Consider the following 26404-nt stretch of genomic DNA (forward strand, 5'->3'; position numbering starts at 1 on the left):
GGTGTTTAAATAGACTGGCAAAGGGATTGCTTCAAGGTCTTCGGACTTTGACGTAATCCCTTTGTTGTTGTTAAAATGAACAGGAGGGGTGAATGCCAGCCATGGACGCGAAAAGAGCATTAAAAGATATACAGGCAGGCCGCCCGGCACCCGTTTATTTGTGCTACGGGCCTGAGAAATATAAAATGCGCGAGTTTATTCAAATTTTAACCGACTCATTAATGGGGCCAGAAGATCGTGAATTTGCGGTGAGCAAGTTCGACTTAAGTGAAATGCCGCTGTCATCTGCGTTAGATGATGCGGAAACGTTGCCTTTTATGGTGCCAAAGAAGCTAGTCATTGCGAAAAATGCGTTGTTCTTTACGGGGGCAAAGGAAAATACGAAGCTTGATCACAATCTAGATCGCTTAACGGCTTATTTAAAGTCACCCGCGGAGCATACGGTTGTGGTTTTCACCGTGGATGCGGATAAATTGGACGAGCGTAAGAAGATCGTGAAAGCTTTAAAGGACATGGAAGCCGCTGTGCCGTTCCTTTCCTTGAGTCCTGAGGAGTTGACTCAGTGGGTAGCCAAACAAGCGAGTACGCTAGGTTTTACGTTTACTGGCGGCGCTGCCGATCAGTTGATTCTTTACACGAGCGGTAATTTGCAATCGTTATCGGCGGAATTAGAGAAGATTTCCTTGTATGTTGGAGCTGGAGGTCAGGCGACACCAGACATCATTGATCAATTGGTCGCGCGGAGCACGGAACAGAATGTGTTTATTCTCATTGAGGATATCGTAAATGTGCGGTTAGAACGGGCATTCGTGATTTTGGAGGAACTATTGAAGCAACGCGAGGAGCCGATCAAAATCGCTTCACTCATCGCCAGACAGTTCCGTATCATGCTGCAGGTCAAAGAACTCGGGAAGCAGGGCTACTCGCAGCAGCAGATGGCTTCACAGATTGGTTTACATCCTTTTGCAGTAAAAGTGGCGGAAGGGCAAGCGCGGAAATATGATGGGGAGAAGCTAAGCCGTATTATGGGCGAGCTGGCTGATCTGGATTTACAAATGAAAACAGGTAAAATCGATAAAGTTTTAGGGTTGGAATTGTTCCTTCTTAGGCTGGCTGCCTAGGGAGGAAAATGAAAAAAGACTAATTCTCCAAGGAGGATTAGTCTTTTGCTTTATGTCCGTGTATTACGCTTGAGCCGTAAGAGCGTTTAGCTTTTTAGCTAGACGGGACTTCTTGCGGTTAGCGGCATTTTTATGAATTAAACCTTTAGAAGCAGCTTTGTCTAATTTCTTGGAAGCAGAAACTAGAGCTTCAGGGGTTAAAGCTGTTTCGAAAGCTTTCACAGCAGTACGCAAAGCGGACTTGTGGGAAGCGTTGCGAAGACGACGCTTTTCGCTAACTTTTACTCGTTTAATAGCGGATTTAATGTTTGGCATGAAATTCACCTCCTACTTACAAAACACGTTCAACGTTACATTTGTATGTTTGCTGACAACTTTAAGTATTCTACCACGCAATATTTCAAAATGCAAGAGCTGTCAATAGGTTTTCAGTGGTCATGTGTAGCTATTCCTTCACGCTGCATTGCAGCTGCGCAATTTGGAACTTGGTGGAATCTGGGTTAGTCCGAAATTACCTTATTAAATCGGGGATTTCGGAATGCAGAAGGCAAATAGTCGGATTCTACCTAACTATATCCCCATTTTTCTGCTGAGCGGCATATTTATTGCGATTTAGTTAGGCATTGTCGGACTAATTGAGAAATGATGATGCGGATGGTGAATTTAGTTCGGTAAATTCGGACTAATGGGGGACCGGGGAGTAGAATGGGACGGATCGGGCAGGTGCGCGTATAGTGTGACACATGTAGATAGAGCTGGGAAGGACCAAGTAGGAGTAGGGAGAGGAAGGGAGAGAAACTTGAGAGAACCGATATTATAACAATGGCGGTCTGCGAGTCGTATTAACAAGCCAAGAGTGAACCCTTGTGGAGCCTTTGACTTCGGGGCGAAGCCACTTTTTCTCCTCTAGGAGACGAATTTGTTTTCTTGCTGTTTCGTATCCACATTGAAGCACTTCTTTGACGTCCAAGAGCTTAAGAGGGCGATTTAGTCGTAACGCGAGTCGTAGAATATCTCTTTCCTGACTGCTTAATTCACATGGAGTCGAATCGTGATCCCCGAATAAGCTTCCAATAAGCTGCTGAAGCAGCGCCTGCCAAAGCCGTGGACGTTCCCTGATGTCATCTAAACTGATCCGAACGATGATCCATCCGTCGTTCACCAGATGCATGTGCCGTACCCATTGGTTCGAGTATTGGCGTCGATCCATCTTTTCATAGTGAGTTCCGAAGGGGTCGATCTCAATCGCTATACGAATACCAGATCGGATGTATACTAAGTCGAGATACCTTTTCCCGTCCGCGAAATCCACAACTTCGTATTCTGGATGCAAATAATTAAAATGTCCAAACGCCTGCCACCAAAGCATTCGCAGAAATTCTTTTTCAGCGAAGGCATGCCCGCTCTGTAATTTCCTTCGGGCTTCACCTTTTCTTTTGTGTAAATGTCCATTAAGCCATTCTTGGTGCGCGCTATCAAACTGATTCAAGGTCATTTCAACACTCTCCATTCAAAAATGAAAATAGCGCCGTCCCCGACTTTTAAGAGTCAAGGAAACGGCGCATGCTTTGCGTGTAAAAATCTATTCAACTACATTGAGATTATCATCACTATGCCAATCTGACAAGTGGTCTTCTAATGCCTTTAATTACTGTACCTTACCCGCGGCTAGCTCCTCACGCCCCGCATTCCTTGATTTAGTTGGAATTCCCCTAACTAAACGGGAGATTCCCTTTGAAAAAAGGCAAATAGTCAGATTCTGCCGAACTAAAAGCACATTTTTCTGGTGAGTGGCTTGTATATGGCAATTTAGTTAGGCAAACTCGAACTAATCTAGGATTCTACCGCGGGTAGCGGAATTAGTTCGATAAAATCGAATAACCGAATTCAATCTGTCACACAATAAACAATACAGCGCAAGTGAGAAAGGGGATCTCCAATGGATTTAGGTGTATTTAACACACAAACGGATCTTGCCCTCGATGCAAGGGATATGGTCCATGCAGCCAATCAGGGACAGCCGATTCCGGGGATTGAGCAAGAGTTTACGCGGGAGAACGGCATCCGCGTTACCAAAATTAACGTCCTGAACGAAGAAGGATCCAAAGCGCTTGGCAAGATGCTTGGTCATTATATAACCATTGAAGTGCCTGCGCTGCGCGAGAAAGACAGCCAGCTGCAAGATCGCGTGGCGACTAAGCTAGCTCAGGAGTTTGAGCAGTTTTTGCTACAGATTGGTATCCCGAAAAATGCAAAAGCCCTTATTATCGGGCTGGGCAACGGCAACGTCACACCGGATGCTTTGGGCCCTCTCGTCGTTGAGAATATTATGGTGACGCGTCATTATTTTGAGCTTGTGCCTGAAGATGTGAGCCCGGGCTATCGGCCGGTCAGTGCTGTAGCGCCAGGGGTGCTTGGCACAACAGGGATTGAAAGCAGCGACATCGTGCAAGGGATTGTTGATAAGTCTAAGCCTGATTTCATCATCGCCATTGATGCGCTCGCTTCTAGATCCTTGGATCGTGTTAACACGACCATTCAGATTGCGGATACAGGCATCCATCCTGGCTCGGGCATCGGCAATAAGCGCAAAGGCTTGACGAAAGAACAGCTGGGTATTCCTGTTATTGCGATAGGTGTTCCAACTGTCGTCTACGCTTCGACTATTGTGAACAATGCTTTTGATATGATGCAGAAGCATTTCAGTGGCCAAACGAATAATACGGGTCAAATTTTCGGGCTTCTGGATAACATCAATGAAGATGAGCGATTGCAGCTAGTCAAAGAGGTGCTTAACCCTGTAGGGCATGATCTACTCGTTACGCCGAAGGAAATTGACCAGTTTATCGAGGACATTGCGAATATCATTGCCAGCGGGTTGAATGCAGCGCTACATGATGCAGTGGATGCCGACAATGTAGCTGCTTATACACATTAAATGCAAATAAAGAACTGAGCCCACGTAAAAGTGGGAGCGGTTCTTTTTGTCGTTTCAACACTTCACGATGTTTATATGATCCTCCTAATTCATCTCTACTAAAAAAACTAGCGAAACTAGTTCTATCGTTCGGGCTCGTTTCATAGATTGAATTAAGATAGTTTAGGAGGCATGGAGACTATGAAATGGATATCTACCACATGGAATTTCAGCCAAGTTCGCAAAACCTTTCAGAGCGCCAGTTCCGTCGGGAAAACCTTTATCGTACTCAGCACCTCGACCTTTGCTCTTTTTGTGCTTATTGGGCTGGGTGGCGTCCTGCAAAGTAAGTTAATGACGACCTCGCCGGTTTCTTCTATGAAAGGTCTCGCCGCATCCGTCACAAATCAGTTTTTCATCGATATGCTGGGTATGGAAGTCCCTCATTTAAATAAGGATCAGAAGAAGTTCACTTTCTCCCAGCACAACGTGTTTCACTTCGCTTTTCAAATGATGACGAATATTAATCCAAGTGATCCGAAAAGCTTAGTCGCAAGTGAAGTGCCTGGCATGGATTTGAATAAATCAACGGTGTTGGTGAAAGGCAGCGACACGAATCCAAGCGCTCCTTTTGATGCAAACCCAGGATCTAATAATTTGGAGGCAGAGGCAAAATTTCCGCTTCCTACGCCTACCATTGAGCCAACGCCGATTAGCAGCGCAGCCCCTTCACCGAATGCAATCGGTCAACCACCCAAAACCGCAGGCGATAATGTTGCTTTTATCTATCAAACGCATAGTAATGAGTCATTCCTTCCAGAGCTGAAAGGGGTCACAGACCCGGATAAAGCCTACAGTGATAAAGTGAATATCATCTCAGTCGGCCAACGGCTAGCTATGAATCTAGAGAAGGTCGGGATTGGTGCCGTTCATTCCTCAACCGTGTACCCTAGCACTGTCAAAGGCTTTGAATATCCGTACTCCTACAAATATTCGGCCAAAACACTTCAGGAAGCGATCGCATCGCACAAGGATTTAGAATACTTTTTTGATATTCATCGGGACTCTGCGGCACGCAATAAAACAACGGCAACGATTGACGGTAAGGATGTTGCTCAGGTGTATTTTATTATCGGGGGAAAAAACCCGAATTGGAAAAAGAACGAGGAATTCGCAAGCAAAATTCATCAAGTGCTCGAAGAGAAGCACCCTGGCGTATCGAAGGGGATTCATGCGAAAGAAGCCAGTGAGGGCAACGGCTTGTACAATCAGAACATTTCGCCAAATAGCATTTTGATTGAGGTAGGCGGCCCCTATAACACCTTGGAAGAATGCTACCGGACGACAGACTGGCTGGCGGAAGCGATTTCGGAAGTTATTTTGAACGCCAAAAAAGTAGATGCACCTGTAACACCTAAGAAATCATAGTTTAGCTAAGGAGGAACCAAGATGAGGCTGAGACACTTTTATATCAAGGTTGGCTTGTTTGGTTTACTGCTGCTGTTCTGTATCTTGTTCGGCGTCAGTCTGGCATCAAGCGGCATGGAACGAATTGAAGGTCCTCAGCATTCCTCCAAGGCAACGGTACAAGCGGCTCCTACTAAAGCACCTGGGAAAGCAACGACAACGACAACGGTGGTAAAAACAACACCTACGCCTACTCCCGCCGTGAAAGACACGACTGCTAAAGGCAAACAACCCGTTGAACAAAAGGCTGATCCTGTTGCCATTCAAGATAATTCGCTGAACCGTGTGGGGAACAAATTGGGTGAACTTTTGCAGATTACGGCGCATCATGGCATTAAATTGTTTGTTTCCTTGTTTGATCTTGTTTTAGGCAAAGGGTAGGTGTGCATTGCTCCAACTTCCCACAACTGCTATAATGAAAATTATTTGCATGTAGTGGGGGTTAGTCTTTAGCATGACGGACATTCGAGAAAGACAACAAAGAATTCGCAACTTTTCAATTATCGCTCATATCGATCACGGTAAATCAACACTAGCTGATCGCATTCTGGAATATACAGGTGCATTGTCTTCACGTGAAATGCAAGAGCAAGTTCTCGACCAGATGGACCTGGAGCGCGAACGCGGAATTACCATCAAGCTGCAAGCGGTGAGATTAGCTTACCGTGCTGACGATGGTGTGGATTATATCCTTAACTTGATTGATACACCAGGACACGTAGACTTTACCTATGAGGTATCACGAAGTCTTGCGGCTTGTGAAGGCGCACTGTTAGTTGTTGACGCGGCTCAAGGAATTGAGGCTCAAACACTAGCGAACGTGTATCTTGCATTGGAAAATAATTTAGAGATTTTACCTGTTATTAATAAAATTGACTTGCCAAGTGCGGACCCGGAGAAAGTGAAGCAAGAGATCGAAGATGTGATCGGACTTGACGCTAGCGCTGCCGTTCTTGCTTCTGCTAAAGCTGGAATCGGGATTAAAGAGATCATCGAACAAATTTGCTTGCAGGTACCAGCTCCTCAAGGTAACCCTGATGCACCTTTGAAGGCTTTGATTTTTGACTCCCATTATGACAGCTACAAAGGCGTTATCGTGTATGTGCGTGTCGTCGATGGTTCAATTAAAGCAGGCTCCAAAATCAAAATGATGGCGACGAACAAAGTATTCGAAGTTATTGAAGTCGGCGCATTCAAACCAAGAATGTCATCCGTTCCTTCTCTTGAAGTTGGAGATGTTGGTTTTATCGTAGCTGGTATTAAAAATGTTGGAGACACCCGTGTCGGTGACACGGTAACGGAAGCAGATCGCCCTTCACCAGAAGCGCTGCCAGGTTACCGTCGAATCAATCCAATGGTTTTCTGCGGATTGTATCCAATCGAGACGACGGATTACAACGATCTTCGTGAAGCGCTGCAAAAGCTTGAACTGAATGACGCTTCCTTGCGGTTTGAACCTGAAACGTCAACGGCTCTTGGCTTCGGCTTCCGTTGCGGATTCTTGGGTCTCCTGCATATGGAGATCATTCAAGAACGTATCGAGCGCGAATTTAACATTCCGTTGATTACAACGGCACCAAGCGTTATCTATCGCATTACATTAACGAATGGCGACGTTATGGAAATTGATAACCCGTCGAACTACCCGGATCCGCAGCGTATCGACTTCGTGGAAGAGCCTTATGTGAAAGCTTCCGTTATCGTACCCAACGATTATGTTGGGACAATTATGGAGCTTTGCCAAGGTAAACGCGGCGAGTATTTGAACATGGAATATCTGGACACGAATCGTGTTACTTTGACCTACGAGATTCCGTTATCAGAAATCGTTTACGATTTCTTCGACATGCTGAAGTCTCGGACAAAGGGTTATGCGTCCTTTGATTATGAAGTCAGCGGCTACAAGAAATCCAATCTTGTTAAGATGGACATCTTGCTCAATTCGGAGCAGGTCGATGCGCTTTCCTTCATCGTTCACCGTGATACGGCTTATAACCGTGGAAAAATCATTTGTGATAAACTGAAGGAACTCATCCCGCGGCAAATGTTCGAGGTGCCGATTCAAGCGGCGATTGGACAGAAGATCGTGGCGCGTGAAACGGTTAAAGCGATGCGTAAAAACGTACTTGCGAAGTGTTACGGCGGTGACATTTCTCGTAAGCGTAAATTGTTAGACAAGCAAAAAGAAGGTAAGAAACGCATGAAGCAAGTCGGCAGTGTAGAAGTGCCGCAAGAAGCGTTCATGGCTGTTCTGAAAATCGACGAATAGAAGCAAGTATCAAAAGCTGGGGTGGCAGCATACGCTGTCCCTTGGCTTTTTCTCAATTGTGACCATGAAAGGAACACTCCTTATGTTAGTTACCCATACAGCGCCAACAGCGGTGTACATTCATATCCCTTTTTGCACGAATAAATGCCACTATTGCGATTTCAACTCGTACGTGCTCAAAGGTCAACCAGTGATGGAATATTTAGATGCGCTTGAGCGTGAAATGGAGCTTACCGTACGCAACCATCCACCGCACAAGGTGGAGACGATTTTCGTCGGCGGTGGAACTCCAACCGTACTGCTTCCAGATCAAATGGAACGCTTCTTACGCATCGTGCGCACTTATTTTCCAGCGGACAGCGCGGAAGTTGAGTTTTCGATGGAGGCGAACCCGGGAACGACGGACGAGGATAAACTGGCAGTAATGAAAGCTGGCGGCGTCAATCGGATTAGCTTCGGGGTGCAATCTTTTAATAATGACATCTTAGCGGCGATCGGCCGTATTCATAATACAGATGATGTGCACAGAAGTATTGCTAACGCGAAAAAGCTGGGCTTTGACAATTTATCGATTGACTTGATGTTTGGGCTTCCTAAACAAACGGTAGGCATTATGCAGGCTACGCTGGATGAAGCGCTCTCCCTGGACTTGCAACATTACTCGATTTATAGTTTGAAAGTGGAAGAAAACACGCTTTTCCACACGTTGTTCAACAAAAATCAGCTGCCGCTTCCGAGTGAAGATGAGGAAGTTGATATGTATGAGCTCATCATGCGACGGTTGGAGGGAGCTGGCTATAAGCAATATGAGATCAGCAACTTTGCTAAGCCAGGTCGTGAGAGCCGACACAATACGATGTATTGGCGCAATCGTTCCTATTATGGCTTAGGCGCGGGTGCGCATGGCTATATGAATGGTCAGCGCCATGTGAATGTGAAGGGGATTGGGCCTTACATTGACGCGACAAAGATTGGGTTGCCGATCATGGAGCAATTCGAGGTTACGCCGCAAGAAGCGATGGAAGACTTTATGATGGTTGGTCTACGCTTGCTAGAAGGTGTGCGCAACAAGGATTTCATGGATCAATTCGGTGAGACGATCGAATCTCAGTTTGGGAGCACACTGCAGGGTTGGTTGGCAAAAGGACTGCTTGAGCAAACCAACGAAGGGTATCGTTTGTCCAAACATGGCATTCTGCTTGGTAATGAAGTGTTCGCCTCTTTCCTAACATAGGACGGAACTTTTTGAACAAAAAACGCTTGTGCATATATACGGAATGTTGTATATTTATACATGAATCCACAAGCGAAACAGCGGAAAGCCGCAGGGCGCTAGCGTGGCTTTTATGCATTTTGTGCGATTGGTGGGATGAGCGTGAATACATCAACTACGGTGTCTGTTAGAAAAGCTTCTGTGGATGATATCGAGAAGCTTTATGAAATTATACAAGGGTATGCCAAGCAGGGCATCATGCTGCCGCGGAGCATAGAAATGCTTCAAGACCAAATTGATACCTTTGTTGTCGCTGAATTTGACGGATTATTGATTGGCTGTGGTTCACTGACGAGGTTGGGACCAGATCTTGTTGAGATTCGCTCACTTGGGATGACGCCTGGCTACAAAGGTCAAGGGATCGGCGGCAAGCTTGTTAATTTCTTAGTAGAAGAAGCAAGAAGCCAAGGCATTATTAAAGTTATGGCACTTACTTACGAGGTTGCATTTTTCCAAAAAAACGGCTTTACACTTGTTCCGAAGGAGATTTTTCCAGAGAAGGTTTGGAGAGATTGCATGCATTGCAAAAAACAGTATTGCTGCGATGAAATCGCCGTACTTAAACGATTGGATTGACTTGACAACAGACCTTAGGGTCTGTTATTTTTGTATTAGGATTTAGCACTCACTAAATACGAGTGCTAACGAAGTGGCAAATAGTGAGAAGTGAGGAGGAGGGGTACTCATGTTGACAGAGCGCCAGCGCATGATTTTAAGTGCTATCATAGATGATTACGTTCGTTCAGCGGAGCCAATTGGTTCGCGTAGTATTTCGAAGCGTGGGAATGTTGGGTTTAGTCCAGCAACCATTCGTAACGAAATGTCTGATCTCGAAGAAATGGGCTATCTTGAGCAACCTCATACGTCCGCAGGTCGTATTCCTTCACACAAAGGTTATCGCTATTATGTCGATCATTTGTTGAAGCACGGCTCCTTGCATAGTCACGATTTGGACTCCATGAAGGGCGCTTTCGCAGAACGTATTCAAGAGATGGAAGGTGTTATCCAGCACGTTGCTGGCATGCTATCTAGTCTTACGAATTACACGTCTATTGTGCTCGGTCCTGAGGTTTTTAGTACGACCTTGAAGCATATTCAAATCATACCGATTTCAGATACTACGGCTGTAGCAATCCTAGTCATGAATACGGGGCATGTAGAAAATAAAACCGTGACGATACCTGAAGGCATTCCGATGTCGGAAATCGAGAAGGTCGTCAATATTCTGAATACAAGGCTTAAGAATGTGCCATTGGTTCAGTTTAAATCAAAGCTTTACAACGAAATTTCGAATGAATTAAGCAAATATGTCACTGGCTATCAAGAGCTTCTTGGTATGGTAGAAAGCGTGCTTCAGAGCGATGAGAAGGATCGTGTTTTTCTTAGCGGGATGACCAATATGCTTACGCAGCCTGAGTTCAAAGATGTAGAGAAAGTGAAGAGCATTTTTGACTTACTGGAAGAAGCGCCAACCCTCATCAAGTTATTTACACCTTCCAATGAAGGCATTGAGATTAAAATCGGTGCTGAAAATAGTATTGAAGCGATATCGAATTGCAGTTTAATTACAGCCTCTTATTCTTTTGGCGGTACACCGCTTGGTACGATTGGTATTTTGGGACCTACCCGAATGGAATATGGGCGAGTGATCGGTTTGATGGAGCACCTATCGAAGCATATGGAACTGGTCTTAGGACGTTGGTATGGCAAATGACGGGAGTCAAACCTATGCACGGTGAAAGTGAAGAACGCTATTCAACACTAGTGAATAATGCTGCGGCTGTAAGAGCGATCTGTTCAGCTGTTGAAGGTACATTAGGTCCTAAAGGGCTAGATACGATGCTGGTCGGCGGCCAAGGCGATGTCATCATTACCAATGATGGTGTTACGATATTGGAAAAAATGGATGTTACCCATCCTGCTGCCAGGTTGATGATTCAAGTGGCTCGCAGCCAACAACGTCAGATTGGCGATGGTACCACGACAGCAACAGTGCTTGCTGGAGCCTTGGTGCAAGAAGGCGTTGCTCAAGTTACCCGAGGTGTTCCCGTAGCAAAGGTTGTAACGGGCATGCTGCAAGGAATTGAGTTGGCTGTTGAGGGCTTGCAGAAGCGAAGCCGTAGGATCGCAGGGCTTGCTGATCGTGCTTTGCATCGCATTGCCTATACGGCAGGGCGAGAGCAAAATGATATCGCGAAGCTAATCATTCAAGCGGCCGAAGCGGTCGGTGAAGCGAAGCTGTGTGAACAAGGCTATCGCTTCGCGGACAGCGTGCTCGCGCATGAAGACGCGAGCAGCGAGGTCTGGACCGGCATTCTGCTGAACCAGAAGCCGATGAACCTGCATCTCGAGCAGGAGCGCCGAGATGCCCGCATCCTCGTGCTGCATGATGCCTTGGAGCCTGAGGCGGTCAGCGAGGAATCGCTGGTCACCGAGGCAGGCTTCCAGCGCTACATGCAGCTCCGGGAGCACTTCCGCAGCAGCCTTGGCTCGCTGCTGGAGCTTGGCGTCGGTCTGATCGCATCAGACCGCGGGGTAGACCCTGAGGCGGAGCAGTTCTGCTCCGACCATGGCATTCTCGTGCTGCAGCGGCTGTCCCGCAGGGACCTGCAGCTGCTGAGCGAGCACACCGGCGCTAGGCCGGTGCGGCGCACGGCGCTGCGCAAGAGCGCGCCGGAGCTGAGCGCTGCGCTCGGCCACGCGGGCTATGCCTCGTATGACGAGCGGCTGGAGCGCGTGCGCGTAGCGCAAGGTCACGGCGAGCAGCACGTGACCGTGATCGTTGGCGCCGCGACGCGCGAAGCGGCGCATGAGCGCTCGCGCATCGCGAAGGACGCTGCGTCAGCCGTCCAAGCCGCGGTGCGCGGCGGGTACTTGCCCGGCGGCGGGGCAGCGGAGATGGCCGTCGCGTATGATCTAGAGCGTGTGCGCGAGACGATGAAGGGCATGGAGGGCTTTGGTGTTGCCGCTGTCGCGGGGGCACTGCGCAAGCCATTGTCACAAATCGTCGTCAACGCAGGCTACAATCCGCTCGAGAAGGTTGAAGAGCTGAAAGCAGCGCAGCTAACACAGGATACGGACAGCCTAGGCATTGATTGTGATACGGGGCTGATCACTGATTTTGTGGAGGCTGGAATCATGGATCCGACCGATGTGAAAATTCACGCGCTGCAAGCGGCTGGCGAAGTCGCTGCCGCCGTATTGCGCATCCATACAGTGATTAAGATGAAGCAGCCTTTTGAAGAAAACTAAAGATGGGTAAACTAAACCCAAATATATCGTGTATTATGTTTAGGAGGTGAAGGACAATTGAGTACTGGAGATAACAAAACAGTCGAACAAGAAACTACATACGCAGCCGACAACGAACCAACGACAGATCAAGCTGAAATCGTAGAGGACGTGGAAGTTTCCGAGGGAGCTGGTGTTAACAGCGAATTGGAGCAGGCGCGTGTGCAAGCCGAAGAAAACTATCAGCGTTTATTACGCGTTCAAGCGGACTTCGACAACTTCCGTCGCCGTGCAAGAGCGGAGAAGGAAGATTTCGCGAAATACGCTTCGCTTAAATTGATTGAACAGCTATTACCGATTGTGGATAACTTTGATCGCGCGCTGTCTTCAAGCAAAGAGACGAAGGATTTCGACGCATTGGTGAAGGGCTTGGATATGACATACCGCGGTATGGATCAAGTACTATCTGCTGAAGGGCTTAAGCCGATTGAAGCAGTAGGTCAACCATTCAACCCTGAATTCCATCAAGCCGTGATGCAAGTGGAATCCGAGGAGCATGAAGAAGGTATCGTCGTTGAAGAATTGCAAAAAGGCTATACCCTGAAAGACAAGGTCATCCGACCTGCGATGGTTAAAGTTAGCGTATAAGGATCTTATCTTTTTTCAATAAAAAACTAATGACGTTCCTATGGGACATAAGGAGGCATCTTTACAATGAGTAAAGTAATTGGTATTGACTTAGGTACTACAAATTCTTGCGTTGCCGTTATGGAAGGCGGAGAAGCCGTTGTAATTCCAAATCCAGAAGGTAACCGCACAACCCCATCCGTTGTAGGTTTCAAAAAGGATGGCGAGCGTGTTGTTGGTGAAACAGCAAAGCGTCAAGCAATCACAAACCCAGACAAAACAATTAGCTCCATCAAGCGTCACATTGGTACGAACCACAAAGAGCACATTGATGGCAAAGACTACACGCCACAAGAGATCTCTGCAATCATCCTGCAAAAGCTAAAATCAGACGCAGAAGCTTACCTTGGCCAAACGGTAACACAAGCGGTAATCACGGTTCCTGCTTATTTCAATGACAGCCAACGTCAAGCGACGAAGGATGCTGGTAAAATTGCTGGTCTTGAAGTTCTTCGTATCGTCAACGAGCCAACTGCAGCAGCACTTGCTTATGGTCTAGAAAAAACAGAAGATCAAACGATCCTTGTTTATGACCTTGGTGGCGGTACGTTCGACGTATCCATCCTTGAACTAGGCGATGGTTTCTTCGAAGTTAAAGCAACAAGCGGCGACAACAAACTAGGTGGAGATGACTTTGACCAAGTTATCATTGATTACCTTGTTGCTGAATTCAAAAAAGAGCAAGGCATTGACCTTTCCAAAGATAAAGCAGCTGTACAACGTTTGAAAGATGCAGCTGAAAAAGCGAAAAAAGAACTTTCCGGTGTTTTGACTACGACTGTTTCCCTTCCGTTCATCACGGTAGCAGACGGCGTGCCTCAGCATTTGGAGTTGAACTTGACGCGTGCGAAGTTCGAAGAGCTTTCCGCTGGTCTTGTTGAAAGAACACTTGGACCAACTCGTCAAGCACTTCAAGATTCCGGTTTATCCACAAGCCAAATCGACAAAGTAGTTCTTGTTGGTGGATCCACTCGTATTCCTGCGGTTGTTGAAGCAATCAAGAAATTGACAGGTAAAGAGCCACACAAAGGTGTTAACCCGGATGAAGTTGTAGCGCTTGGTGCAGCAGTTCAAGCTGGTGTCTTGACTGGTGAAGTGAAAGACGTTGTTCTTCTTGACGTAACACCACTTTCCCTTGGTATCGAAACAGCAGGCGGCGTATTCACAAAAATGATCGACCGCAACACAACGATTCCAACTACGAAATCACAAGTGTACTCCACTTATGCAGATAACCAAACTAGCGTAGAGATTCACGTTCTCCAAGGTGAGCGCTCCATGGCTAGCGGCAACAAAACACTTGGCCGTTTCATGCTTGGTGACATTCCTCCAGCTCCGCGCGGCGTACCGCAAATCGAAGTTAGCTTCGATATCGATGCGAACGGTATCGTTAACGTATCTGCTTTGGATAAAGGTACAGGCAAAAGCCAAAAAATCACGATCACTTCCTCCAGCGGTTTGAGCGATGCGGAAGTTGAACAAATGGTGAAAGATGCGGAAGCACATGCTGAAGAAGATCGCGCACGTAAAGAGCTTGTAGAAGCTCGTAACGAAGCTGATCAATTGGTATACTCCGTTGACAAAACGATCAAAGATCTTGGCGACAAAGTAGACCAAGGCGAGATTGACAAAGCGAATGCAGCGAAAGAGAAAGTAACAGCTGCTCTAGCTGGTAACGATCTTGAAACGATCAAAAAAGCAACAGAAGAATTGACTGAAGTAATTCAACAACTTTCTGTTAAATTATATGAGCAAGCTTCTGCGGATCAAGGCCAAGGTCCTGATGCTGGCGCAGGCGAAGCTCCAAAAGGCAGAGAAAATGTTGTGGACGCTGACTACGAAGTGGTTGACGAACCTAAGAAATAAACATATTCTAACTAAATAGAAGTTTAAAGAAGTCTTTTAAACACTGTTTGTTAAACGTAAGAGTCAAAGCCAAAGGGGAGGGTTCTCCTTGGCTTTGACTTTCCGTTTGTAGTCTTGAACATGGGAGTGGAACAAGTGAGTAAACGTGATTATTACGAGGTGTTAGGTCTCAGCAAGAACGCTTCACAGGAAGAGATCAAGAAAGCTTACCGTAAAATGGCACGTCAATATCACCCTGACGTGAATAAAGCGGCAGACGCTGAAGATAAGTTCAAAGAAGCGAAGGACGCCTATGATGTGCTGAGCGATGATCAAAAGAAAGCGCAATATGATCAGTTCGGTCACGTAGATCCGAATCAAGGATTTGGCGGCCAAGACTTTGGCGGCGGCTTCGGGGATATTTTTGATATGTTCTTCGGTGGCGGCGGCGGTGGGAATCGTCGTAACCCGAATGCACCGCAGCGCGGAAATGATTTGCAATACACGATGCAAGTGGAGTTCAAAGAAGCGATTTTCGGTAAAGAAACGGATATCAATATCCCGCGTACGGAAAATTGCGACACATGTCATGGTTCTGGTGCCAAAGCAGGAACGAAGCCAGAAACTTGCGGCGGCTGTCACGGCAGTGGTCAACAGGAAGTGGTTCAGAATACAGCGTTTGGCCGTATTGTGAATCGCCGTGTATGTACATCTTGTAACGGTTCCGGTAAAATCATCAAAGAAAAATGTGGAACTTGTCATGGTGCTGGTAAAGTGAAGAAAACACGCACGATTCACATTAAGATTCCAGCTGGTGTGGATGATGGCGCTCAGCTTCGCGTTTCTGGTGAAGGTGAAGGCGGAACACGTGGAGGCCCTTCTGGTGACCTTTACGTTGTTATTCGTGTGAAAAATCACGAGTTCTTCCAACGTGAAGGAAACGATGTGTACTGTGAAGTTCCATTGACGTTCATGCAGGCAGCGCTTGGTGATGAAATTGAAATCCCGACGCTTACAGAGAAAGTAAAGCTGAAGATTCCTGCTGGTACGCAAACCGATACGTACTTCCGTCTTAAAGGCAAAGGCGTTCCGCATCTACGCGGCTTCGGTCAAGGCGATCAGCATGTGAAGGTCATCGTGATGACACCGACCAACTTATCGGAAGATCAGAAGGATTTGCTGCGTCAGTTTGGCAAGCAAAGCGGCGAGCATACGCATGAGCAGAGCCAGTCGATTTTTGAACGTATGAAAAGAGCCTTCTTAGGCGACTAGATAGCTGCGGGCACCTCGAGTGTGTGAATGACAGATTGGATCTGTGTATTCACGCGATCGAGGTGTTTTTTGTTTGGAGTGGAGGTTCGCCGATTAATCATCCCTTAACAAAACTTACCATTTTTACAAGACATTCATATTACATTGATGTTCTCCAAATCTATGAACCTTATGCTAGTAAGGTGATATACGATTTTAGGAGGGACTACCATTGAAAAAAAGATTGAAGCAAGTCATGGGCTCAAGTATAGCAGTTTCTTTATTCGCTCTAAGCCTAGCAGGTACAGTATCTGCTGCAGACACGGCTACGCCGGCAACATTAGCGTCATCAGTTCCACCTTCTAAAAATTTGATTGTACTTATCGGCGATGGTATGGGGCCGGCTGAAGTGACAGCTGCTCGTTATTACGCGAAGAAATTTCTTAATAAAGATCGACTTGAACTGGATGGCGGCTACTATGTTGGGAAAGCAACTACATACTCGCAAGCAAGTCCATACACGACAGAGTCAGGCGCTATTACGGATTCAGCCGCAGCAGCGACTGCATTTTCAACCGGGAACAAAACTTACAACAACGCGATCAGTGTATCCAACGGTGAGGTAGCAAAGCCTTATGCGTCCATCATTGAAGCTGCGATCAAGCAAGGTAAAGCAACAGGCTTAGTATCCACTGACAATATTACAGGGGCAACGCCTGCAGTATGGGCTTCACATGTTCGTCAACGCAGCAACCAAAATGCGATTGCATCGCAATATTTGAACAGTGGTGTCGATGTATTTTTCGGCGGCGGTAAGGTTAATTTCACGACCAAAGAAGACAAAGGGAAGCGTACAGACAAAAACCTGATTCCTGATTTTCAAGCAAAAGGCTACCAAACTGCGTTTGACAAGAAGGGCTTAGATGCAATCCCGGCAACAGCAGGAAAAGCGCTTGGACTTTTTGCAGATGCAGAAATTCCATATGTTTTGGATCGTACGGATTCGGTGCCTAGCTTACCGCAATTATCGCAAAAAGCGCTCGAAATTTTATCCCAAAATAAAAATGGCTTCGTGCTATTAGTAGAGCAAGGCCGGATTGACCACGCGGGTCATGCGAACGACCTACCTGCGAACATTCAAGAAATGCTCGAGCTGGATGCTACGTTTAAAACGCTTGTTGATTTTGCTAAAAAAGATGGAAACACCTCTGTCGTAGTTTCGGCGGATCATGAGACAGGCGGTTTGTCCCTCGCGATAAACAATGTCTATGAGATTAATGTGGATTTGTTTAACAAGGAAAAACACTCTTATGAGTACATTGATGGGATCTTGAAAAAAGCACAAACGGCGGATGATATCCGTAAAATTGTCGCAGACAACATTGGCTTCACGGATCTGACGGATGAAGAGGTTCAATTGATTTTGAATGGAGATGGCTCTTCCTACGGTCGTGGAGGCGGTTATAACGCTGTAGTGTCGAAAAGGCTTGCAGTCGGCTGGACGGGACATGGTCACACGGGTGTGGATGTCGGTGTATGGGCTTATGGTCCAATTGCTGATCTTGTAAAAGGTGATGTGGATAATACGGATATTGCTAAAAGTGGTGCCAAGGTGCTTGGCGTTGATTTGGCTGCGGCGACGAAAGAGCTTCAAGATAAATATAGTTATCCGCTCTTTAAGGTGACGCGAGATAACAAAACATTATTCACAGCAAGATCCTTGGCTGAATCTTTAGGCATTCAAGTGGCTTGGGATGAAGCAACTGGAACAGTTACGTTTACGAAAGATAGTCAGAAAATTTCCGTTCTTGTCTCCACGGGAGCTTTAACAGTGAATGGCGCAGGAAGCACATGGGTCGGCAACGTTGACAACGGTAAGCTGTATTTACCGCTTGAAGCTTTTAACCAGTTGACTGGCAAAAGCTTAACGTGGGATTCCTTCCATGAGCGAATCGTAAACAATTAAGATTAGGAGCAGACGGACATGGGGAGCTCCTTCCCTGTGTCCTCTTTTCTTTTGGAGTCGAATGGTTGGGAGGGGCGTTTCGCATGATTAGATTGCAGGGTGTATCGAAAGCATTCCAACTGCATGGTCATAGCTTGCCTATTTTACAAGTAGCGGAGTGGCAAATTCACAGAGGTGAAAGCATTGCGCTCATGGGAGCGAGCGGATGCGGGAAGAGTACGTTTTTACATTTGCTGAGCGGCGTTTTAACGGCAGATGAAGGAGAGATCTGGGTGGCAGGTCAGCCGCTGCATCTGCTGGGTGAGAGTGGGCGAGATCGCTTCCGAGCGGATCATATCGGATATATTTTTCAAGATTTTCATCTCATATCATCGCTGACTGTTAGGCAAAACGTTGAGTTAGTCATGCCGCGCAATTGGACGAAGCGAGAGCGAACGGAGAGACTAGAACTGTGGTTAGAGCGTGTTGGCTTGCAGGATAGGGGGAAGCATCTTCCCGCTCAATTATCTCGCGGTCAACAGCAAAGAGCTGCCATAATTCGGGCGTTAATTACCAAGCCTCCACTACTTTTAGCTGATGAACCTACGGGCAGCTTGGATTGGGAGACAGCGAGCGAGATGATGTCGCTGCTTCTTGAGATTTGCAAGGCAGAGCAATTGACTTTACTGACGGTCACACATGATCGGCACATCGCGGAGATGTTTCCGAAACGTGTGTACATGCAAGAACTGAATGATTTGCTTAGGAGTGTACCGATATGAAAGTCATTTCCCTGATATGGAGCCAAATTTGGCATCGTAAAACGTTGTCACTTGTGACCATTTGCTCAGTGGCCGTTACAGCAGCGCTCGTTGTTTTCCTTCTGCTATGCAGTCAAAGCGTTGAACAAGGTGCTGAAAAAGGGTACGGTCCCTTCGAAGTGACCATAGGCGCTAAGGGCAGTGCTTCGCAGCTTGCACTAAATACTTATTACCATATCGGTGCACCAACGGGGAATATGCCGATTTCAATTTTAGCTGATGTGCGTAAAAATGAATTTGTTGCCTCGGCCTATGCGATGACCACAGGTGATCAATATAATGGTTTTCCGATTGTCGGCATCGATCCCGGCTATTTTTTAACACGCTATGGCGCTGATAAACAGATGGCTCGTGGTGCGATTTACGCAAAGCTAGGCGAAACCATCGTAGGCTCCTATGTGGCAAGCTCACTTGGCCTTCATGTGGGAGATACGTTTCGTGGTGCACACGGGCTCGTTCAGGGGTTGGAGACGGATGACGAGGATGAGGAGGAACATCATCATTCCTTTGTTTATACGGTAGTGGGAATATTGCCGTCACTCCATACGTCGGATGATCGAGCTGTTTTTACAACTTTGGATTATGCATGGGCTGTACACGAAAGCGAACATGCTGATGCGCATGATATCACAGCGATTCTGGTGCAACCGAAATCACTTATGGGCGCTCAGTCGATCAAGACTACGTTCGGCCAGTACAATAATGTGCAGGCTGTCTACACGAGCAAGGCAGTAGCTGATGTTGTGAATGTCGTTGATCAAGGAACGCAGGCTGTGAAGTTCGTTACGGTCATTTGTATTTTGCTTGCAGCTGGTTCGATTTTATTATCACTAATTGCAGCGGTACATGAACGCAAAAAAGACGTCGCGCTGCTTCGACTTATCGGGAAACCAAAGGCGTTTATTTGGTTATCACTGATGGGGGAAGGTATCATTCTGACGTGTATAGGTTTAATTTTGGGAATAGCCTTTGGCCATATTGGGGGTTATTTTAGTCGAGATGTCGTTTTTGCACAAACCGGGTTACAAATACAGGCGGGTACTTTCTTGGCAGGTGAGTATTGGCTCGTCGTATTCACTTTGCTAATTGCTATTGTGGCGTCCTTCGGACCCGCGATTCAAGCGTATCGAGTCGATCCGTTGCAATTATTCCGCTCTTGAGGTGATATAACGATGAAAAACAGTCACAGAATCACAGGAATCAGCTTGTTTGTCATGTTTGTAATCATGTCGGGCTGCGGGCAAAAGGGGAACGAAACAACAGGACAGTCTTTCGGGAGTATTAATCCAAATATGGAAGTAGTTGCATCGCCATCGCCGAGCAGCAGTGTCTCCCCCAAGGAGACACCATTCGCAACACCTGTTGTGGTTTCAAGTCCTAGTCTGGCTGTCCAAGTGACTGCTCCATCGTCCACTGCTGTACCAACACAAGTATCTGTGTCTTCCACTCAGGTACAACCAGCAAGTGATAAACCACTTTCCATAGCGTCGTCTCCACAACCCTCCGAGCCAGCTAAGACTTCGGAGCCAGTCGCGACACCAAAAGCAAAACAACCATTATTGAGCAATGAGATTGCATGGTCTGAGTTTTTTGATAATGACAAGCAAGATACGCCTTCGAATAAGTTTTGGGATATGAATGGGAAGACCGTTCAGATCAAAGGCTTTATGGGGGAAGTGCTTTCCTTTGACAAACACTGGTTTCTGCTGATACCTCAGCCAGGCGCAGAATGTCCATTTGATAATGGCGATGAAACATACTGGAATAAAATCATGATTGTGTATGTCCCGGAGGCAATAAAGCTGAGATACACAAGTGGTCCTTTATTGATTACAGGAAAGCTTGATGTAGGGATTAAGCTGGATGAGTCGGGCTACAAAACGATGTTTCGTCTATACGATGCCTCATTTGAAAAAATAAAGGAATGATCGCGAGCTTGATTGTGCATAAAAAGATATCGGTTCGCAAACGATACTCTAGTCGTACAATTAAGAATTCACGGTTAATAGGAGGCATGGATATATGAACCAAAAGCAGAATAATCAGGCTCAAAGCAACTTGCCAGTTGCCAAGCAGGAGGATGTTGAATTTTCAGCTGAAGTAGCAGATAAGGATGACTTTGAGGCTGCAGCACGCGCACAGGCGGCGGACGAGCGTCAGGAAGATCAGTAATGGCAGAGAGAGCGATTCTTGCTTATTTTCATTCCCCAGAACAAGCGGAAGGTGTCGCTTCGAAGCTGAAAGCATTGCGTGCAGTAGATGTGCAGGTGGACCGGTTCAGTAATGATATCGGTAGAGGATTAGAGTCAGCAATGGCTGACAGTTTGATTAATCAAGACCATGAAGTTGATTCGGTTGGACTTGATATTGTGTTGGCTGCTGTCATTGATGAGCAGTGTTATGAACAGGCTATTCGTGTAATTGAAACAGCGGGTGGCTCGGTGTAAACAAGCAGCACCTGTTCCAAGGACCTCCAGTAGAGAGGCGATGGAACAGGTGCTTTTTTACAAACGTATGCAATTATTCAACGCTCATCAATTTGACGAGCTTATCCGGGTAATTCGTAATAATGCTGGATACGCCAAGAGCAAGCATACGCCTCATCATTCTGGTGTCATTCACTGTCCAAACATACACTTCTTTATGGTGATTCTCGGCAAGCCTCATGAACGATTCATTCACAAGCGGATATGCCGCAGAAATAACTTCATAATCAGAGCTTTTCATTAGCTCATCGAGATCTTCCGTGTTTTGACCCATAATGAGGCCTGTTTTAATGGATGAGTTCAAAGATTTCACTTTATGCAAAAGCTCCGCATCGAAAGACGTCACGGTACATTCCTTTACAAAATCATGGGATTGGATGATATCAACTGTTTTTTTGGCAAGTTCTACGGCATGACCATTATTTTTTAACTCGATATTCAGCTTCATATGACCTTTGGCGAGTGTAATAACTTCATCTAAGGTAGGAACATGCTCATCTTTAAAATCCTTATGATACCAACTTCCTGCACTTACTTGTTTGAGTTCATCTGAGGTGACTTCCCACATGTTTTTGTTGATACCCGTCGTCCTATACACACTATTATCATGCATAAGCATGACGACGCCATCAGCCGTTTCTTGCACATCTAATTCAGCATATCCAGCGTGATCGGTAATAGCTTGTTGCATGGCAGCAAGCGTGTTCTCTGGCGTATCCCCCGAGCTTCCACGATGAGCGGTAACTTGACTATAATTGTCAGCCATCATGGTTTTGGTAGTCAGGGGTGCGATAAGCGCCATTGCAAGGAAAATAGGAAGAACCATGAGTGTTTTGCGCATAAGATGTCTCCGTTCGTACAATACATAATGATGATGACTTATTCAATGTAGCACCAGAGTGTTAGAACTGTGTTAAGAAAAATAAAAAAGCGCTTACATTGTTGACTCCATTTTACCCCAGAAGCGAAGTGTAGTACAATACTCTTTGTGAAAATAGACCTATAAGGTTCATTTTACATAGGGAATAACCGACAGGAGGAGCAATACCGATGCTTTGGCAAGAATTAACTGTACATACGACAGAAGAAGCGATTGAAATGATAACCAACTTTGTTCATGAATTGGGAGCTGGAGGTGTATCCATCGAGGAATCCGGCACCTTAAATAAAGAGAGAGATACGTCATTCGGTCAATTATACGAAACACCTTTTAACGATATCCCGGAGGGAAGAGCCGTAATCAAAGGTTACTTCTATCACGGCACAGATATGGAGCCTGTTCTTGCGAATTTGAAGGCCTCCGTTGAACAATTGAAGGATTTTGATATTGATACAGGAAATCCAACGTTTGAGGTTGTTGAAGTCGATGATGAGGATTGGGCTCATGCGTGGAAAACGTATTTCAAACCGATTCGTGTTTCCGATCGTTTGACGATTAAACCAACGTGGGAAGACTATACAGCTTCACCAGAGGAATTGATCTTGGAGCTTGATCCAGGCATGGCGTTCGGAACAGGTACACATGCAACTACTTCTCTTTGCTTGAAAACGTTGGAGAAGGTGCTTCAACCTGGTGATGATGTGATTGACGTGGGAACCGGCTCAGGTATTCTTTCTATTGCAGCAGCGAAGCTTGGCGCGAAACATGTCCTTGCTGTGGATCTAGATCCCGTGGCTGTTACTAGTGCATTGGATAATACGAAGCAGAATCAACTCGAAGATAAAATTACGGTGAAACTTAGCGATCTGCTTGGCGTACTTAAAGAGAGCGAGTCAGAAGGAGATGCGGGGTTAGGCGTTTCGATCCCGGTTCAGCTCGTTGTAGCGAACATTTTGGCTGAGGTCATTGTCATGTTTGTAGATGACGTGTACGAGGTGTTGCAACAAGGTGGTTATTACATAACTTCAGGTATCATTACGAACAAAGAAGCGGATGTAGAAAAAGCACTGGTTGCATCTAAATTCACGATCGTAGAGAAAAACTATGATTCGAATTGGGTTGTGATCGTAGCTAGAAAGCTGTAGGTGTTGGCCCATGGGAGGCTTATTGTTTTACGATTGGAGTACGTTGCCGTTTGTAATCCTGGTGCTCGTGCTTTCGTTTACGATTCATGAATGGGCGCATGCATATAGCGCCTATAAATTAGGAGATGATACGGCTTATAAATTTGGCCGCGTCTCTTTAAATCCGATGGTCCATCTGGACCTATTCGGGACGATTATGCTGTTGATTGCCGGCTTTGGTTGGGCGAAGCCCGTGCCAGTAAACCGGGGTAATTTTAAGCGTCCTCGCTTATTTGGAATTATAGTGACCGCGGCGGGGCCGATTAGTAACTTGATTTTGGCCTTTATTACAATTATTGCAGTTGTGCTTTTCGAGAAATACGGCTGGTTGAATGGGATGTCAAAGGGAAGTGCAGAAGCGATTGTGCAGTTCTTAAATAAAATGCTGAGTATCAATATCACTTTGTTTTTATTTAATTTAATTCCCATTCCACCGTTAGATGGTTATCGAATTATTCAAGATTTGGTTGATTTTAGATACACAGAAGCTGTTCAAAAGTTTGAACAATGGTCATCGGTTATTTTCCTTCTAATCGTATTTATTGGCCCATTGCGTCGTGTGACACTGGATCCGTATTTGAGTTTGGGGAATGACATCGTCAGCTACTTCTATAATATGATTTCTAATATATTAGGCATGTAACTATTCTCCAGTGAGTTCCATATGGATTTTCCGGTGCAAACGAGGTATGATGGTGTGTGGAAGTTTCACGGTGACATCGGTGTTCGTAATAAAGTTCAAATGATGTACAAATGAACGAAGATAGAGAGGCTTTGACTATGCAGCGTTATTTTCTCCCGCGTGAGCAGTTCCATGCGGCTACACAAACAGTCACGATTGAGGGGGACGACGCTCATCATCTGGGTCGCGTCATGCGCGCAGAAGTTGGCGATAAAGTCATCTGCAGCAATGGTGTAGACCGCGAGGTGCTCGTTCGTATCACGCAGTTAGACAAGGGGGCTGTTACCGCGGAAATCGTGGAGGAGCTCGCAATGGACGCGGAAGCGGCTGTTGACGTGTGGATCGCGCAGAGCTTGCCGAAAGGCGATAAGATGGAGCTAATTATTCAAAAAGGGACCGAGATCGGGGCAGCCCGGTTTCTTCCTTTTTTATCGGAACGAACGATTGTGCAGTACGATGCGAAGAAAGAAGCCAAACGCACAGAGCGCTGGCAGAAAATCGCGAAGGAAGCAGCAGAGCAAGCCCATCGTAACCGAGTGCCGCAGATTGAATCCGTGTATTCGTGGAAACAGCTGCTGCAGCGTGCTAAGGAAGCGGATGTAGCTTGGATTTGTTATGAGAAGGAAGATGGTCAGCAATTGAAGCCTGCCATACAGGCTGCGATTGCGGAAGGCCAAATTGGACCAGGCAAGCAAGTATTGATCGCGGTTGGCCCCGAAGGTGGATTCACAGAGCAAGAAATTAAGCAAGCTGAAGAGGCTGGCTTTCGCTCGGTTTCGCTGGGGAATCGCATTTTACGGACAGAGACAGCAGCGATGGTGGGTCTTACATGTCTGTTTTATGAAACCGGAGAAATGGGAGGATAAGCGAAAATGGCAACGGTAGCGTTTCATACACTGGGATGTAAAGTTAACTTTTATGATACAGAAGCAATTTGGCAGCTTTTCAAAAATGAGGGCTATGAGCAGGTTGATTTCGAAAATACGGCAGACGTGTATGTCATTAATACATGTACGGTAACGAATACAGGGGACAAAAAGAGTCGCCAGATGATCCGTCGCGCGATTCGTCGTAATCCGGAGGCGATTGTTGCTGTAACGGGTTGTTACGCACAAACGTCACCTGCAGAGATTATGGCAATTCCAGGCGTGGATATGGTCATCGGGACGCAGGACCGTGAAAAAATCATTCCGCTCGTCAAGCAGTTTGAGTCAGATCGTCAACCGATTAATGCGGTGCGAAACATTATGAAAACCCGTTCGTTCGAGGAACTGGATGTGCCTGATTTTGCGGATCGTACGCGGGCATTTTTGAAAATTCAAGAAGGCTGCAATAACTTCTGCACCTTCTGCATTATTCCATGGTCACGTGGTTTGATGCGTAGTCGTGAGCCGCAAAGCGTTATTGCTCAAGCGGAACAGCTTGTTGCTGCTGGTTATCAGGAAATTGTTCTCACAGGTATTCATACTGGGGGCTATGGCGAAGATATTGAAGATTACAGCTTAGCGAAATTGCTGAAAGACTTAGATAAAGTCGAAGGCTTGAAGCGTATTCGGATTTCCTCCATCGAAGCGAGCCAGATTACAGATGAAGTCATTGAAGTCCTGAAGTCTTCGGATAAAATGTGTCGTCATTTGCATATCCCGTTACAAGCGGGCGATGATCAAGTCCTTGCGCGGATGCGCCGGAAATATACAACAGCTGAGTTTGCTCGTAAGATCGAGCGTCTGCATGAGATTATGCCGGATGTTGCCATCACGACGGATGTGATCGTTGGTTTCCCAGGTGAAACGGAAGAGATGTTCCGCGATGGTTACAAATTCATGGAGCAAATGAAATTCTCTGAAATGCACGTATTCCCTTATTCCAAGCGGACAGGTACCCCTGCTGCGCGGATGGAAGATCAAGTGGATGAAGAAATCAAAAATGCACGCGTACACGAACTCATTGATCTTTCTGAGAAAATGCAGTTGGCTTATGCTCAGAAGTTCGTTGGTCAAGTGTTGGAGGTCATTCCAGAGCGTGCCTACAAAGGTGCACCTGACAGCGGCTTGTACAGTGGGTATTCCGATAACTATGTGCAGTTAGTTTTTGAAGGTTCAGAAGAGATGATCGGCCAAGTATGCCGTGTGAAGGTTACGGAAGCCGGTGTGAATGAAAGCAAGGGACAACTTGTTCGCGTGCTTGAAGGCGTAGTGAATTTGTAAGTGAAGTGTAGGTAATTCCCCACCTCTACTCGTGGTCGTTCCTTTCGAATGACTGCGTTAGAGGTTTTCTCGATTAGACGGGAGCTTGTACGAAATCGACATGCGTGTAACTACTAAATCAGATGAGGTGCTATGTAA

24 protein-coding genes and 1 pseudogene are annotated in these 26404 nt (G+C 46.3%); 22 read left to right on the forward strand and 3 right to left on the reverse strand.

Translation table 11 applies throughout. From position 1 onward, the window contains the following. Positions 1-101: 101 nt before the first annotated feature. Positions 102-1121 (forward strand): DNA polymerase III subunit delta, encoded by a 1020-nt coding sequence (holA, locus tag AC58UX_RS17435; protein ID WP_497255924.1) that lies wholly within the window; start codon positions 102-104, stop codon positions 1119-1121. Between the two features lie 63 nt (positions 1122-1184). On the opposite strand, the gene rpsT is transcribed toward holA, so the two are convergent. Together rpsT and AC58UX_RS17445 are read right to left on the reverse strand one after the other, a co-directional pair. Continuing rightward, positions 1185-1436 carry a 30S ribosomal protein S20 gene (gene rpsT / locus AC58UX_RS17440; RefSeq protein ID WP_065850436.1) on the reverse strand — a complete coding sequence of 84 codons (252 nt, stop codon included), beginning with the start codon at positions 1434-1436 and terminating at the stop codon, positions 1185-1187. A gap of 499 nt (positions 1437-1935) precedes the next feature. Beyond that, on the reverse strand, positions 1936-2631 hold the full coding sequence (locus AC58UX_RS17445; RefSeq protein ID WP_497254952.1) for a DNA-binding response regulator: 696 nt from the start codon (positions 2629-2631) through the stop codon (positions 1936-1938). 429 nt (positions 2632-3060) lie between these two features. On the opposite strand from AC58UX_RS17445, the gene gpr reads away from it, so the two are divergent. From gpr to AC58UX_RS17530, 17 genes and pseudogenes are all read left to right on the forward strand, one after another. Further along, entirely contained in the window at positions 3061-4059 is a 999-nt protein-coding gene (gene gpr, locus AC58UX_RS17450; RefSeq protein ID WP_497254954.1) for a GPR endopeptidase, read from the forward strand. A gap of 180 nt (positions 4060-4239) precedes the next feature. Then, positions 4240-5466, forward strand: a complete 1227-nt coding sequence (gene spoIIP / locus AC58UX_RS17455; protein WP_497254956.1) for a stage II sporulation protein P — start codon at positions 4240-4242, stop codon at positions 5464-5466. 21 nt (positions 5467-5487) lie between these two features. Beyond that, positions 5488-5886 carry a DUF3679 domain-containing protein gene (locus AC58UX_RS17460; RefSeq protein ID WP_497254958.1) on the forward strand — a complete coding sequence of 133 codons (399 nt, stop codon included), beginning with the start codon at positions 5488-5490 and terminating at the stop codon, positions 5884-5886. Between the two features lie 73 nt (positions 5887-5959). Then, the gene (lepA, locus tag AC58UX_RS17465; protein ID WP_497254960.1) at positions 5960-7774 is read left to right on the forward strand and encodes a translation elongation factor 4; all 1815 of its coding nucleotides are present in this window, start codon (positions 5960-5962) and stop codon (positions 7772-7774) included. Positions 7775-7856: 82 nt separating this feature from the next. Beyond that, complete coding sequence (gene hemW / locus AC58UX_RS17470; protein WP_497255926.1) at positions 7857-9008, forward strand: radical SAM family heme chaperone HemW; 1152 nt, start codon at positions 7857-7859, stop codon at positions 9006-9008. 141 nt (positions 9009-9149) lie between these two features. After that, positions 9150-9623, forward strand: coding sequence for an N-acetyltransferase (locus AC58UX_RS17475; RefSeq protein ID WP_497254962.1), 474 nt, complete (start codon positions 9150-9152; stop codon positions 9621-9623). Positions 9624-9732: 109 nt separating this feature from the next. Next, positions 9733-10761: a heat-inducible transcriptional repressor HrcA gene (hrcA, locus tag AC58UX_RS17480; protein WP_497254964.1), complete on the forward strand. Its 1029-nt coding sequence runs from the start codon at positions 9733-9735 to the stop codon at positions 10759-10761. Next, complete coding sequence (locus AC58UX_RS17485; protein WP_497255928.1) at positions 10758-12299, forward strand: TCP-1/cpn60 chaperonin family protein; 1542 nt, start codon at positions 10758-10760, stop codon at positions 12297-12299. Before hrcA ends, AC58UX_RS17485 begins: the two co-directional genes overlap by 4 nt. Positions 12300-12356: 57 nt before the next feature. After that, positions 12357-12926 (forward strand): nucleotide exchange factor GrpE, encoded by a 570-nt coding sequence (gene grpE / locus AC58UX_RS17490; RefSeq protein ID WP_497254966.1) that lies wholly within the window; start codon positions 12357-12359, stop codon positions 12924-12926. Positions 12927-12992: 66 nt separating this feature from the next. Continuing rightward, a complete protein-coding gene (dnaK, locus tag AC58UX_RS17495; protein ID WP_497254968.1) occupies positions 12993-14831 on the forward strand; it encodes a molecular chaperone DnaK in 1839 nt (612 codons plus the stop codon). A gap of 120 nt (positions 14832-14951) precedes the next feature. Beyond that, positions 14952-16082 carry a molecular chaperone DnaJ gene (gene dnaJ, locus AC58UX_RS17500; protein WP_497255930.1) on the forward strand — a complete coding sequence of 377 codons (1131 nt, stop codon included), beginning with the start codon at positions 14952-14954 and terminating at the stop codon, positions 16080-16082. A gap of 211 nt (positions 16083-16293) precedes the next feature. After that, complete coding sequence (locus AC58UX_RS17505; RefSeq protein WP_497254970.1) at positions 16294-18027, forward strand: alkaline phosphatase; 1734 nt, start codon at positions 16294-16296, stop codon at positions 18025-18027. An 83-nt stretch (positions 18028-18110) separates the two neighbouring features. Beyond that, positions 18111-18788: an ABC transporter ATP-binding protein gene (locus tag AC58UX_RS17510; protein WP_497254972.1), complete on the forward strand. Its 678-nt coding sequence runs from the start codon at positions 18111-18113 to the stop codon at positions 18786-18788. Next, positions 18785-19987, forward strand: a complete 1203-nt coding sequence (locus AC58UX_RS17515; RefSeq protein ID WP_497254974.1) for an ABC transporter permease — start codon at positions 18785-18787, stop codon at positions 19985-19987. The genes AC58UX_RS17510 and AC58UX_RS17515 overlap by 4 nt, the downstream gene beginning before the upstream one ends. Positions 19988-19999: 12 nt before the next feature. Further along, positions 20000-20755 carry a hypothetical protein gene (locus AC58UX_RS17520; protein WP_497254976.1) on the forward strand — a complete coding sequence of 252 codons (756 nt, stop codon included), beginning with the start codon at positions 20000-20002 and terminating at the stop codon, positions 20753-20755. An 88-nt stretch (positions 20756-20843) separates the two neighbouring features. After that, positions 20844-20999, forward strand: a pseudogene (locus tag AC58UX_RS17525) (YfhD family protein); the annotation flags it as partial. Beyond that, positions 20999-21274 carry a hypothetical protein gene (locus AC58UX_RS17530; protein WP_497254977.1) on the forward strand — a complete coding sequence of 92 codons (276 nt, stop codon included), beginning with the start codon at positions 20999-21001 and terminating at the stop codon, positions 21272-21274. The pseudogene AC58UX_RS17525 and the gene AC58UX_RS17530, both read left to right, overlap by 1 nt. Positions 21275-21347: 73 nt before the next feature. Here the strand turns inward: AC58UX_RS17530 and AC58UX_RS17535 are convergent, their stop codons facing one another. Continuing rightward, complete coding sequence (locus AC58UX_RS17535; protein ID WP_497254979.1) at positions 21348-22154, reverse strand: glycerophosphodiester phosphodiesterase; 807 nt, start codon at positions 22152-22154, stop codon at positions 21348-21350. 209 nt (positions 22155-22363) lie between these two features. On the opposite strand from AC58UX_RS17535, the gene prmA reads away from it, so the two are divergent. The 4 genes from prmA to mtaB all read left to right on the forward strand — a co-directional run bounded on the left by prmA (position 22364) and on the right by mtaB (position 26266). Next, positions 22364-23338, forward strand: coding sequence for a 50S ribosomal protein L11 methyltransferase (prmA, locus tag AC58UX_RS17540; protein ID WP_497254981.1), 975 nt, complete (start codon positions 22364-22366; stop codon positions 23336-23338). A gap of 10 nt (positions 23339-23348) precedes the next feature. Further along, on the forward strand, positions 23349-24020 hold the full coding sequence (locus AC58UX_RS17545) for a site-2 protease family protein (RefSeq protein WP_497254983.1): 672 nt from the start codon (positions 23349-23351) through the stop codon (positions 24018-24020). Positions 24021-24157: 137 nt separating this feature from the next. Next, the gene (locus AC58UX_RS17550) at positions 24158-24925 is read left to right on the forward strand and encodes a 16S rRNA (uracil(1498)-N(3))-methyltransferase (protein ID WP_497255932.1); all 768 of its coding nucleotides are present in this window, start codon (positions 24158-24160) and stop codon (positions 24923-24925) included. 6 nt (positions 24926-24931) lie between these two features. Continuing rightward, on the forward strand, positions 24932-26266 hold the full coding sequence (gene mtaB, locus AC58UX_RS17555) for a tRNA (N(6)-L-threonylcarbamoyladenosine(37)-C(2))-methylthiotransferase MtaB (protein ID WP_497254985.1): 1335 nt from the start codon (positions 24932-24934) through the stop codon (positions 26264-26266). Positions 26267-26404 lie beyond the last annotated feature (138 nt).

It is taken from the genome of Paenibacillus sp. J22P90 (genome assembly GCF_059692195.1).